Origin of the sequence: Burkholderia sp. KBS0801 (genome assembly GCF_005937855.2) — a bacterium.
In the GTDB taxonomy this organism is placed as follows: Bacteria; Pseudomonadota; Gammaproteobacteria; order Burkholderiales; family Burkholderiaceae; genus Burkholderia; species Burkholderia ambifaria.
Map to the genome: position 1 here is coordinate 1,717,725 of NZ_CP042178.1, position 12,123 is coordinate 1,729,847.

Below are 12,123 nucleotides of genomic sequence, written 5' to 3' on the forward strand. Positions count from 1 at the left end.
GCTCGAACTTGAAACCCTGATCGCACGGGCCGTACCCGCGGCCCGCCACCCACCAAAGAGGAGGCCACTCAGCCTCCCGCCCCGTTGAAGAGACATGGAGATCGACGATGAATGCACCGCACTACCCGCACTGTCGTTTTGCAATCCTGATTTTATCGGCCGCCGCGTTCGGCGCCGGCGCAGCGCATGCGCAGAGCAGCGTGACGCTGTACGGTGTGGTCGACGATTCGATCGCGTACGTGAACAACCAGCAAGGCCACTCGAACGTGTACATGCGCGACGGCAACCTGTATGCGTCGAAGTTCGGGCTGCGCGGCGACGAGGATCTCGGCGGCGGCACGCACGCGATCTTCGATCTGCAATCCGGCTTCAACCTGAACACCGGCGCGCAAGCGGCCGCCGGCACGATCTTCAACCGCCAGGCCTACGTCGGGCTGCGCAACGACCATTACGGCACGGTGACGGCCGGCCGCCAGTACACGCCGTACTTCCTGCTGGTCGGACCGTACGCGTCGAGCAGCTGGCTGACTGGCGCAACCGGCGCGCATCCGGGCGATATCGACGGCCTCGACACGACGATCCGCGTGAATAACTCGGTTACCTATACGTCGCCGACCCTCTCGGGGCTGACCGCGAGCGCGATGTATGCGTTTGGCGGCATCGCCGGCGCGACCGGCAAGGGCAACACGTTCAGCGCGGCGCTGCGCTATGCGAACGGGCCGGTCGGGATCGCGGCCGGCTACCTGCGCATCAACAGCTCGGGTTCGTCGGCCGGCTTTCTGAATCCGGCGACCGCGGCATCGGGCAGCTTCGCGGTGTCCGTGCTGAACCAGGGCTACCTGAGCGCGAAGGCCGTCGAGCAGGTCGCGGCGGCCGGCAACTACACGCTCGGCAACCTGACGATGGGCCTGAACTACTCGAACGTGAAGTACCTGCCGGGCAACGGCTCCGCGTTCACCGATACGGCCGTGTTCAATACCTATGGCGCGCTCGCCGCGTACCGCTTCACGCCGACCTTCTCGGTGGCCGGCGCGTTCGCGTACACGCTCGCGTCGAAGGCGAACAGCGTATCCGGCGCAGCCCGCTACCAGCAGTATTCGCTGAAGGAGTCGTACAGCCTGTCGAAACGCACGACGCTCTATGCGCTGCAGGCGTATACGCATTCGAGCGGACAGACGCTCGGCGCGCAAGGCGCCGGCCATATCGTCGACGCGGCGCCGATCGTCGGCGATTCGCAACAGCTCACGCCGTCGACGACGCACGGCCAGTTCGTGGGCATGGCCGGGATCGCCGTCACGTTCTGAACCCGCAGCGCCTTCAGCGCGCTGCCCGCGCCCCGGACGATGCGCATTGCCACGCGCTCGTCCGGGCGCCGGACGCCCGGCGTCCACAGCGCTTTGCACGTCCCGTCCGCACGCCGCGCCAACCGCGCAGGTTTTCCCGATCGCCCCGATACCTTACAATTCGTCAGGTTAATCCCTTCTGCATGCCCCTTCTTGCAGTCCTGACACCGCGGTACACTCGACGCACGCCGTATCAGGGTCCGACGCGCAACCTGCGCGCCGGGCGGCGTCGCGCCTCGTTGCGCCCACAACTGGATGCCCGACATGCCAGATTCCCGCCCCTCGCCCCGCACGACATTCAAGCCACAGGTCGTCCTGCCCGCGCTCGCGGTCATCGGCGCGCTGCTCGTTGTATGCGCGCTGCTCCCGAGCGAAGCCGGCGCGCTGTTCTCCGCCGGCCAGCAATGGGTCGTCATGCGCTTCGACTGGTTCTACGTCCTGGCCGTCACCACGTTCCTCGTGTTTCTCGTGCTGATCGCCGCAAGCGATTTCGGCAACATCCGGCTCGGCCCAGACGACGCCAAACCCGAATTCACCTTCGTATCGTGGACAGCCATGCTGTTCGCGGCCGGCATGGGCATCGGCCTCATGTATTTCGGCGTCGGCGAGCCGATGCAGCACTTCCTGAAGCCGCCGACCGTCGACCCCGGCACGCCCGCCGCCGCGCGCGAGGCGATGCTGATGACCTTCTTCCACTGGGGCTTTCATGCGTGGGCGATCTACGGGCTGATGGGGCTCGTGCTCGCGTACTTCGGCTTTCGCTACAACCTGCCGCTGACGCTGCGCTCGGGGCTGTATCCGGTGCTGCGCGAGCGCATCAACGGCTGGATCGGCCATACGGTCGACGCGTTCGCGCTGGTCGGCACGGTCGCCGGCATCGCGACCACGCTCGGCTATGGCGTGATGCAGATGAGCGCGGGCCTGCATACGGTCGTCGGCTGGGACACCGGCAGCAATCTATTTCGCATCGGGCTCGTCGCGATCGTGGTGATGCTCGCGGGCCTGTCGGCCGCGAGCGGCCTCGACAAGGGCGTGCGCCGGCTGTCCGAGCTGAACCTGCTGCTCGCGTTCCTGCTGCTCGCGTTCGTGGTCGTCGCGGGCCCGACGGCATTCCTGTTCCGCGCGCTAGGCGACAACATCGGCCAGTACCTGTCGAATCTCGTCGACCTGTCGTTTCGCACCTATGCGTATGCGTCGCCGCGCGAGGAAGGCTGGTTCGGCGGCTGGACGATTCTCTACTGGGCCTGGTGGGTATCGTGGTCGCCGTTCGTCGGCATGTTCATCGCGCGCATCTCGCGCGGCCGCACGATCCGTCAGTTCGTGATCGGCGTGCTGCTCGTGCCGACCGCGTTCAACCTCGTATGGATGACCGTGTTCGGCAACAGCGCGATCTGGCTCGATACGCACGGCGCGGCCGGCGCGCTCGCGCAGACGGCCACCAACGTCGATGCGCTGCTGTTCCGCTTCTTCGATTTCCTGCCGTTGTCGCAATGGCTGTCGATCGCCGCGATCGTGCTGATCGCGGTGTTCTTCGTCACGTCCGCCGATTCCGGCGCGTTCGTGATCGACCAGATCGCGACGCGCGGCAACGCGCACTCGCCCGTCTGGCAACGGCTGTTCTGGGCCGCGCTGCTCGGCGTGACGGCCGCGGTGCTGCTCGTCGCGGGCGGGCTCGGCGCACTGCAGGCGATGACGTTGATCGCCGCACTGCCGGTCGCCATCATCATGCTCGCGCTCTGCTACGGGCTGTGGCGCGGGCTCGCGGCCGACCGCGCGCACTATTCGCAGGACGTCGCGCCCGCGACGAGCTTCTGGACCGGCCAGCACTGGCGCCACCGCCTGACGCACATCCTGCGGCAGACGACCGAGGCCGAGGCGCGCCAGTTCGTCGCCGAGACGGTCGAGCCCGCGTTGCGCAAGGTAGCCGACGAACTGCGTGCGGGCGGCGTCGATGCGCACGTGCAGCACGACAGCGACGACGCCGTGCGGCTCACCGTGCCGACCGCCGAACACCGCGATTTCGTGTACGGCGTGCGCGTGACGGCGAAATCCGCGGCCGCGTTCCTGGTGCGCGAAGCGGCCGAGCCGGAAGCGGCGCGTGCGCACGTGTACGGGATCGTCACGTTCTTCGAGGACGGGCGGCTCGGCTACGACGTCGAATACCTGCGCGGCGACGAAGTGATCGCCGACGTGCTGCGCCAGTACGAACGCTATGTGTCGCTCGCGGCCGACAAGCGCACGCATCTGCTGAGCCGCGCGCCGGGGCACGCGACGGAGGCCGAATGAACGCGTACGCCGCGGCCTTTGCTGCGCCGCGCCGGTCCGGCACGTTCGGCGGAGCCACGCGATGAACGGGTTCCTGCAAAGCCGCTCCGCCGACATCGTCGCGCTCGGCACGCTCGCCGTGCTTTATCTCGGGGGAGCCGGCATCGCGCTGTGGCGGATCCGGGCCGCGGCGCCGCGCGGCAAGGTCTACTGGATCGTCTGCATGGCGCTGCTGGCCGGCGGCGCCATCGCAATGGGCGGCAACCTGTCGCCCGCGCCGAACAGCGGCGAAATGCCGCCCGGTTTCGCGCTCGGCGTCGAGGCCGCCCTGCTCGGCCTCGCACTGGTTGCCGGAGGTTGCGCGTGGCTGATGCTGCGCGCGCGCAAACGCTGACACGCGCACGTCGCGCGGCCCGGTGGCGTCGTGCGTGAACGGCAATGCTCAGCGCCGGCAGGCGGTCCTTTCCTGATCCGCTTTTTATCGCGACGCGTTACGCGGACGGCGCGCGCGCCGTCACGAGCCAGCATGCTGCGTCGAAGCGCACCTCCGCGCCGTGCACGTAGCGCTCGAACGCGGCGCGAACCGTCTCGATCACCCGTCGACGCGTCGCGTCATCCACCTGCCGGAGCGCGAGCCCGACCGGCCCCAGTCGCGCGACGTAGTCGTCCAGCGCGGGCACCGGCAACGCGCACGCGACGTCGATCGGCTCGATCGCGATATCGGCCCAGCCGCTGTCCGACAACACCGACGCGATCCGCTGCCGGTCGCCGAACGCGAATTGTCCCGGTGCGCCCGGCTGCCGCGCCGGCAGGTGCGGCAGCAATGGCGCCGCGACACGCTCGGCCGTCGTCATGAAGGGATTGTCGGCGGCGCTGCGCCATGCGACGAATCGCAGTTGCGCATTCGCGCGCGCCGCATGCCGCAGGTTCGCGAACGCGCGCACCGGATCGTCGAAGAACATCACGCCGAAGCGCGACACGATCAGGTCGAACTGATCCGGCGCGAACGCATGCGTCTGAGCATCCGCAGGCACGAAGCTGGCGGCGAGGCCCTCGCGTTCGGCGCGTGCCTGTGCGGCGGCGATCATCCGCGCCGAGATGTCGACGCCCGTACAGTGCGCATGCGCGCCCAGCCGCCGTGCGATCGCGAGCGTCACCGCGCCGGTGCCGCAGCCGACGTCGAGCACGCGACGTGCGGACGCCGCCACCGCCGCATCCGCGAGCAGTGTCTCGAACGGCTCGAACATCCGGTCGAGCGAGCGCTGCGCGTCGACCCACGCAAGCCCCGACGGGCCGTTCCACAGTGCAGACTGCGCTTCGTTTGCCCGGTTGTCTCCCATCGTCGATTCTCCTTTTTCCTGCGTCGTTGACCGTGATGCACACTATGCTGCTTCAAGCCGGCTTGAGGTCAAGCCCGCGACCGCGGCCCAGCTCGCGCGCCGGCCGCTTGCCGCACCGCGCGTTTCACATTTCTTACATTCACGCTGCGTATCGTTGACGGCTTTCCTACGGTGCCTCCCATGCGACGACTCCTCTCTCGCGCACTGTTCGTGCGTTGCGCTCCGCTTGTTGCCCTCGCGGCGCTGTCCGCGTGCTCGAATCACATCGATACGCCCGCCGACCCGGCCAGCGCCGCGATCAACGTCCAGGCCGCGTGGGTCGAGATCGGCGATGCGAACCAGGCGATCGCGCGCGTGATCACGAACTACAGCCCGGCTTCCGCGAGCGATCCGCTGTGTCCGCAATTGTCCGTCGACGGCAAGCTGTCGCGCATGACGCTGCGCGCCGGCGCGGCCACCGTCGCGCAGCGGCCGACGGCCAGCGACCCGGCCGACTCGAAACCGTCGAACTTCCCGGTGTCGGTCTGCGAAACGACGCTGCCGGCCGATGCGCAGACGGCGAGCGTCGCGGGCCGCGCGCTGCCGCTGCCGAAAGCGCAGCCGCAGCGCATCGCGATCATCGCCGACACCGGCTGCCGGATGAAGAAGGCCGACAACGCATGGCAGGCGTGCAACGACGCGACTGTGTGGCCGTTCGACACGATCGCGGCGAGCGTCGCGAAGCTGTCGCCGGATCTCGTGCTGCATGTTGGCGACTATCACTATCGCGAGAACGCGTGCCCGCCCGACATCGCCGGCTGCAAGGACAGCCCATGGGGCTATGGCTGGGATACGTGGCAGGCCGACCTGTTCCGCCCGGCCGCGCCGCTGTTCGCGAAGGCGCCGTGGGTGGTCGTGCGCGGCAACCACGAGGAATGCGCGCGGGCCGGCCAGGGTTGGTACCGCTTCCTCGATCCGCGCCCGTATTCGGCGGGCCGTTCGTGCGACGATCCGGCCAACGACAACGACGCGAACTACTCGGATCCCTATGCGGTGTCGCTCGGCGGCGGCTCGCAGGTGATCGTGTTCGACACCGCGAAGGTCGGCCGCAATCCGCTGAAGACGACCGACGCGCAGTTCCGGATCTACCAGAAGCAGTTCCAGACGGTCGCGGCGCTCGCGTCGAAGGCCGGCATCACGACGACGATCTTCACGAACCACCATCCGATCCTCGCGTTCGCGCCGATCGCAAGCAGCACGCCCGCGCCGGGCAACCTCGCGCTGCAGTCGGTGATGTCGAGCCTGAACGCGCAGGCGTACTACCCGCCCGGCGTCCACGTCGCGCTGCACGGGCACGTGCACGACTTCCAGGCGATCAACTTCTCGTCCGGACATCCGGCGACGATCGTGTCCGGCAACGGCGGCGACAACCTCGACGTCGCGCTGCCCGATCCGTTCCCGGCCGGCCTGACGCCCGCGCCGGGCGCCGTGATCGAGCGGCTGTCGCACAACAACAGCTTCGGTTTCCTGATCATGGAGCGGCGTGCGGCGCCGGCGACGGGCTGGGTGTTCCGTGCGTATTCGGCGGCGGGCAAGCTGCTCGCGTCGTGCGACCAGTCGGGCACGACGCTCGCCTGCGACAAGACGGGGTTCATCGCGCCGTGACCGACGAAGTTCGATTGCAGGATGGTTTGACGGGGTCGACGGATTCGGGCGGCCGCCGGCGACGGATGGGCGGATCGGGGAAGCGGCGGGTTTTGTCCGCCGTCGGCGCCGTGCGTTCGGTTTGTCCTTCGGTTTCGTCGGACGCCCGCGCCGAGCGCTCGGCTTTCGCTTTGGTGTTGTCGGCCACCTGCCCCGGGCGGGCGGCTTCCGCTTCGGCGTCGGTTGCCGGCACCGCCCGCACGGTACGCCTACTTGCCGCCGCCGTGCTCGCCGGCGCGGCGCTCGCGGCCCACGCCGCGCCGCCCGAAACGGTCCTGCTCCCCGGCGCCCCGCCGTCGCGCGTGGTCGACACGATCGGCAACGGCACGCCGCAGGTGACCGGCAAGATCGACGCGGCGACCGCCCGCTTCGCGCCCGATCCGACGCTCGTCGCGCTCGGCCGCCGGATCTTCTTCGATCCGCGGCTGTCCGAGCCGCGCGGCATGTCGTGCGCGGGCTGCCACGATCCGGGGCGTGCATTCGCGCCGACGCTGTCGGCCGCTTCGCTCGCGGGGCCCGGCGTGCCGGAAGGCAGCCGCCACGGACGTTTCAGCCAGCGCAATGCGCCGTCGCTGCTCTACGTGCGCTACGTGCCGCGCCGACACTTCTACCAGGACGACGATGCGCCCGCGCCGTCGCCGTTCGGAGGCCTCTTCAGCGACGGCCGCGCCGACACGCTCGCCGAACAGATCCGCGGGCCGCTGTTCGATCCGAACGAGATGAACAACCGGTCGCCGGCCGCGCTGCTGCGCAAGGTCGACGGCACCGAACTCGCGGGCGATCTGGCCGCGCGCTTCGGCGCGTCGGTGCGGCGCGATCCCGAGCAACTGGTGCGTGCGCTCGGGTCGGCCATCGAGGCCTATCTGCAGAGCGATGACATGGCGCCGTTCACGTCGCGCTTCGACGCATTCCTGCGCACCCGCAAGCCGCTCGCGCCGGCCGAGATGCGCGGTCTGGCGCTGTTCCGCAATCCCGACAAGGGCAACTGCATGAGCTGCCACACGCTGTCGGAGACCTCGACCCGGCCGGAGCGCTCGCTCTTCACCGATTTCGGCTACGACGCGATCGCCGTGCCGCGCAATCGTGCGCTGCCCGCGAACCGCGATCCGCGCCATTTCGACAACGGCCTGTGCGACACGGCCACGCGGCTACGCTGGCCCGAACCGACGCAATGGTGCGGCTACCTGCGCACGCCGGGGCTGCGCAACGTCGCGATCAAGCAGACGTTCATGCACAACGGCGTGTTCACGACGCTGCGCGATGCGGTCGCTTTCTACAACACGCGCTCGACCGATCCGCGCCACTGGTATCACGGCGCCCGAACGTTCGACGACGTGCCGGTCGCCTATCGCGGCAACATCAACGTCAATTCGACGCCGATGAACCGCCGTCCGGGCACGCCGCCCGCGTTGACCGACGCGGAAATCGACGACATCGTCGCGTTCCTCGGCACGCTGACCGACGCGCGCTACGCGAATCTCGTTCCGCCCGCCCCAGCCGCCTCACCCGCGGCGCCTGCTGCCCGGACCACCGGATCCCCGGCCGCCCGCCTCGCCGTGCCGGCGCGCTGACCCTGGCCGAACGGCCAGGCGCATGCGTGCCGCTTGCGGCCGCCTCATATACTGGTTATATTTACAGTACTGTATTTATGAACAGTGAGGTGCGCGATGGAACATCTGGTCCGTATCGTCAATGACACCGATCGCCAAGTGCTGGCATGGCTGCGTGCGCAGGTGGGTGACGCCCGTGTGGAGCGCGCGGCGCGCCAGCTTGGGGCGACGCGCAAGCCGTTTCCGTCCGCGTTATGCCGATACCTCGGCATGAGCGCGCCGGCCACGCTGCGCCAGGCGGAGCGGCCGCGCGCCGCGCGCGACTTCTCGGTCGGCGATCGCTACCTGTCGCTGATCCGTCAGCACCTCGCCGCGCATACGGTCGGCCGATGAAATCGCCGAAATCGTATCGTCGGCGCGTGATGGCGCGGCGGCCGGCCGCGGTGAGCACGACGTGCCCGATCGGGCGTCCCGTGCCACCGTCACGCCAGCCGAGCCCGGTAGCCGGCATCCCGGCTCGGCCGAAAGCCGGCCCGCTTACGCAGCGGCCGCCGCGTCGCGTATCAGTTGGCCGAGCGTTTCGATGGCCGCTTCGTGAGCCGAGTCGAACACCCGCGTGCAGGCAAGCCGGATATACGCATCGAAGCGGTCGGAATTCGAGAAGATCGAGCCGGGCGCGATCCTTACCCCACGTGCCAGCGCCGCATCGAACAATGCTTCGGAACGCACGCCGTCCGGCAGCGCGATCCACAGCAGCATGCCGCCCGGCGGCCGGTTCATCCGCGTGCCGGCCGGAAAATGACGCGCGATCGCATCGATCGTCACGTCGCGCTGCGCGCGAAGCTGTTCGCGAAACCGGTGCAGGTGGCGATCGAACGCGCCCGAGCCGACGAATTCGGCCGCGACGGCCTGCAGTAACGCGGCGTTGTGGCGGCTGTGCGCGAACTTGAGCATCTTCACGCGCGCGTGCCAGCGGCCCGCACTCATCCAGCCGAGCCGCATCCCCGGCGCCAGCACCTTGTTGAACGACGGGCAGTAGATTACCGTGCCGTCGCGGTCCCATGCCTTCACGGGCTTCACCGTGTGCGGCGCTTCGACGAGTTCGCGATACGGCTCGTCCTCGATCACTGCGACGCCGCGGCGCGAGCACAGCGCGACCAGCGCGGCCTTGCGCTCGTCGGGCATCACGCTGCCGAGCGGGTTCTGCAGGTTCGGCACGACGACCACGGCCCGAATGTCCGGGTACGCGGTCAGCGCCACGTCGAGCGCTTCGATCGACAGCCCGGTCGTCGGGCTGGCCGGAATCTCGAGCGCACGCAGGCCGAGGCTTTCGAGCAGCTGGATCAAGCCGAAAAAGGCCGGCGATTCGATCGCGATCGTGTCGCCGGGTCGCGCCACCGCGCGCAGTGCGAGATTCACCGCATCGACGCCACCGCTCGTCGACATCACGTCGTCCGGCGACACGGTCACGCCGTACGACAGCGCACGCTTGGCCATCGTCTGGCGGAATTCGGGCGAACCGCCAACCGGCCCCGCGTCGGTCAACAGCGTCGGCTTGCGCCGCAGCAGCCGGATCGCCAGTGCCTGCAGGCGGTCGGCCGGATACAGCGTCGCCAGCGCGGACGCGCCGCCAAGATTCAACGCATCGGGAGATGCGTTCGCTCGATCGATCACGCGCGACACGCGTTCGTGCAGCCCCGCGAATGGCGGCTCGACGCTCAGCGGCGGCCCATCGCATTCCGGCAGCGTATCGAGCGCGGCCGCCGCGCGCCGCCGCACGAAGTAGCCCGAGCGCGGCCTTGCTTCGCACCAGCCCGTATCTTCCAGCCGCCGGAACGCCTGGATCGCGGTCGACAGGCTCACGCCGTGCTGCGCCATGAATCCGCGCACCGACGGCATTCGGTCGCCGGGCGACAGCGTGCCGGCCGCGATGATGCGGCGGTAATGTTCGGCGAGTCGTTCGTACAGTGGCTCGCCGGTCATCGGCAAAGGTGTGCGGGGCGCGTCGGTGAGGGATGTCATTCGGGTCATCGTGTCCGCGCACCGTGGCGCACGCCAGATACAGATTCGGGGAAAACCCACCGATACAGCGGGCCAAAATCGCCGCCTGCACCGTAACAGATTCCCGTCCCCTGAATCTGTCCGGCCCGCGCGCGTTTCCCTAACCTGATTGCACACTGTCGCCCCGCCGTCGCGGGGCTGCGCAACCGGGAAAGGGACTCGCCATGCGAACACAAGACATCCGGCTCAACGCCGGGCAAAGCCACTTTGCGTGGTTCGACAAGGGCAGCCAGGTCATCGTGCTCGACGGCGCGCTCGCGGTCACGTTGCGCCACCGCGGGCTCGACTGGCTGCCTGATGCGCCGCACTACGTCCGTCGCGTGCTCGACGAAGGCGAATGCCTGACGCTCGAAGCGGCCGGTCACGCGACGTTGACGGCCAGCGGCGCAAAGCCGGTCGACGCGACCGTTGCGGAACCCGCGGCCCGGGCCGGGGTGCTCGCCGCGTGGCGCGCGTGGCTGCAGCGGGTGGCCTCCTGGCCATTCGGCGAGCGGCGTGCGCGCGAACAACCCTGACACGGTGGCTCGCGCTGTCGCCGGTATCGTCATGCGACCACCGTATCGCCTCGCCCAGCGGCGCGCGTGATCGCGTCCGGCGCCGTCGCCGCGCCGATTCAACTGGGCCGAGATCTCCGGCTACCGCGCCTTCCGTGCACGCTCGATCCATTCGAACAATGCCATCCCGACCAGCATCGCGACGACGAACGCGATGCCCTTGACCGAGCCCAGACCGATCGACACGAGGGCCGGCCCCGGACAGAACCCGGCAAGCCCCCAGCCGATGCCGAACACGGCACTCCCGGCGACGAGCCGCACGGTGATCGTCCGGGCGGCCGGCCACTGGATCGGCAGCCCTAGCCACGACCGCGTGCGGCGCTTCGCCCACGCGAACGCGACCACGGCGACGCCGATCGCGCCGGCCATGACGAACGCGAGCGACGGATCCCAACGTCCGGCCAAGTCGAGAAAACCGAGCACCTTCCGAGGATTGGCCATCCCCGACACGATGAGGCCGACGCTGAACAACAGCCCCGCCAGAAACGCGAATCCTGCCTGCATGTCAGCCTCCGAGCACGTGCCGCCGCACGAATACGGTCGCAAAGCCGGCGACCATGAACACCGCCGTCGCGACGATCGACCGCGTCGCCCCGCGCGACAGCCCGCAGACCCCGTGACCGCTCGTGCATCCGCCCGCATAGCGCGTGCCGATCCCGACCAGCAGGCCGGCCGCCAGCAACTCGCCCCAGCCTGCATCGACCTGCGGCGTCACGGCGGCACCGGCGATGCGCATTATCAGCGGCGCGGCGATCAGCCCGGCGACGAATGCGGCGCGCCAGTCGCGCTCCGCGGCGCTTGCGGTGAACAGGCCGCCGACGATACCGCTGATCCCGGCGATCCGCCCGTTGAACGCGACGAGCCACGCGGCCGCCAGCCCGATCAGCACGCCGCCGGCAAGCGACAGCCAAGGCGTGAAATGAAGCGCATCAAGCTGCATGGCGCTTCCCTTTCGCGGCCGGGCCGCAGAACTGTTCGTACAACACGCCCATCACCGCGATCGCGGCCGGGCTGTCGAGCGAATAGTGAATGTTCTTGCCTTCGCGGCGGGTGCGGACGAGCGCGTTGTCCCGCAACACGCCGAGCTGCTGCGACAGCGTCGGCTGGCGAATATCCAGCCGCGCCTCGAGATCGCTCACGCAGCGTTCGCCCTGCGACAGTTCGCACAGCAGCATCAGCCGGTCTGGATTGGACAGCACCTTGAGCAGCGCGCACGCCGATTCGGCGGCCGCGCGCATCTGGTCGGGCTCGGGCAGCCCGCCGGAAGGATCGGTGTTCATGGGAGCGGTGGCACACGATTAATGAATCAATATTATATCAATTTATA

13 protein-coding genes are annotated in these 12,123 nt (G+C 68.9%); 7 read left to right on the top strand and 6 right to left on the bottom strand.

The genetic code is table 11. From position 1 onward, the window contains the following. Positions 1 to 107 precede the first annotated feature (107 nt). The 3 genes from FFI87_RS24535 (at position 108) to FFI87_RS24545 (ending at position 4,002) form a co-directional block, all read left to right on the top strand. Complete coding sequence (locus tag FFI87_RS24535) at positions 108 to 1,304, top strand: porin (protein ID WP_138848711.1); 1,197 nt, start codon at positions 108 to 110, stop codon at positions 1,302 to 1,304. Between the two features lie 303 nt (positions 1,305 to 1,607). Beyond that, a complete protein-coding gene (locus tag FFI87_RS24540) occupies positions 1,608 to 3,629 on the top strand; it encodes a BCCT family transporter (RefSeq protein WP_138848710.1) in 2,022 nt (673 codons plus the stop codon). A gap of 61 nt (positions 3,630 to 3,690) precedes the next feature. Then, positions 3,691 to 4,002: a hypothetical protein gene (locus FFI87_RS24545; protein WP_012365856.1), complete on the top strand. Its 312-nt coding sequence runs from the start codon at positions 3,691 to 3,693 to the stop codon at positions 4,000 to 4,002. 97 nt (positions 4,003 to 4,099) lie between these two features. On the opposite strand, the gene FFI87_RS24550 is transcribed toward FFI87_RS24545, so the two are convergent. Then, a complete protein-coding gene (locus FFI87_RS24550; protein ID WP_138848709.1) occupies positions 4,100 to 4,948 on the bottom strand; it encodes a class I SAM-dependent methyltransferase in 849 nt (282 codons plus the stop codon). A gap of 180 nt (positions 4,949 to 5,128) precedes the next feature. Between FFI87_RS24550 and FFI87_RS24555 the strand changes: the two genes are divergently transcribed. After that, the gene (locus FFI87_RS24555; protein WP_138848708.1) at positions 5,129 to 6,592 is read left to right on the top strand and encodes a metallophosphoesterase family protein; all 1,464 of its coding nucleotides are present in this window, start codon (positions 5,129 to 5,131) and stop codon (positions 6,590 to 6,592) included. Here FFI87_RS24555 and FFI87_RS24560 read toward each other — a convergent pair. Further along, complete coding sequence (locus tag FFI87_RS24560) at positions 6,579 to 6,953, bottom strand: hypothetical protein (protein ID WP_186381767.1); 375 nt, start codon at positions 6,951 to 6,953, stop codon at positions 6,579 to 6,581. The genes FFI87_RS24555 and FFI87_RS24560 overlap by 14 nt on opposite strands. Between FFI87_RS24560 and FFI87_RS24565 the strand changes: the two genes are divergently transcribed. After that, positions 6,856 to 8,202, top strand: a complete 1,347-nt coding sequence (locus tag FFI87_RS24565; protein WP_138848706.1) for a cytochrome-c peroxidase — start codon at positions 6,856 to 6,858, stop codon at positions 8,200 to 8,202. The genes FFI87_RS24560 and FFI87_RS24565 overlap by 98 nt on opposite strands. Before the next feature lie 96 nt (positions 8,203 to 8,298). Beyond that, entirely contained in the window at positions 8,299 to 8,574 is a 276-nt protein-coding gene (locus FFI87_RS24570; protein WP_006761733.1) for a hypothetical protein, read from the top strand. A 144-nt stretch (positions 8,575 to 8,718) separates the two neighbouring features. On the opposite strand, the gene FFI87_RS24575 is transcribed toward FFI87_RS24570, so the two are convergent. Beyond that, positions 8,719 to 10,212: a PLP-dependent aminotransferase family protein gene (locus FFI87_RS24575; protein WP_138848705.1), complete on the bottom strand. Its 1,494-nt coding sequence runs from the start codon at positions 10,210 to 10,212 to the stop codon at positions 8,719 to 8,721. A gap of 194 nt (positions 10,213 to 10,406) precedes the next feature. Between FFI87_RS24575 and FFI87_RS24580 the strand changes: the two genes are divergently transcribed. Next, positions 10,407 to 10,757: a hypothetical protein gene (locus tag FFI87_RS24580; RefSeq protein ID WP_012365851.1), complete on the top strand. Its 351-nt coding sequence runs from the start codon at positions 10,407 to 10,409 to the stop codon at positions 10,755 to 10,757. 120 nt (positions 10,758 to 10,877) lie between these two features. Here the strand turns inward: FFI87_RS24580 and FFI87_RS24585 are convergent, their stop codons facing one another. From FFI87_RS24585 to FFI87_RS24595, 3 genes are read right to left on the bottom strand one after another with little or no spacing between them, the layout of a single operon-like run. Further along, a complete protein-coding gene (locus FFI87_RS24585) occupies positions 10,878 to 11,300 on the bottom strand; it encodes a DUF6691 family protein (RefSeq protein WP_138848704.1) in 423 nt (140 codons plus the stop codon). A gap of 1 nt (position 11,301) precedes the next feature. Further along, entirely contained in the window at positions 11,302 to 11,736 is a 435-nt protein-coding gene (locus FFI87_RS24590; protein ID WP_138848703.1) for a YeeE/YedE family protein, read from the bottom strand. Continuing rightward, positions 11,726 to 12,076: an ArsR/SmtB family transcription factor gene (locus FFI87_RS24595; protein WP_138848702.1), complete on the bottom strand. Its 351-nt coding sequence runs from the start codon at positions 12,074 to 12,076 to the stop codon at positions 11,726 to 11,728. Before FFI87_RS24595 ends, FFI87_RS24590 begins: the two co-directional genes overlap by 11 nt. Positions 12,077 to 12,123: the final 47 nt, after the last annotated feature.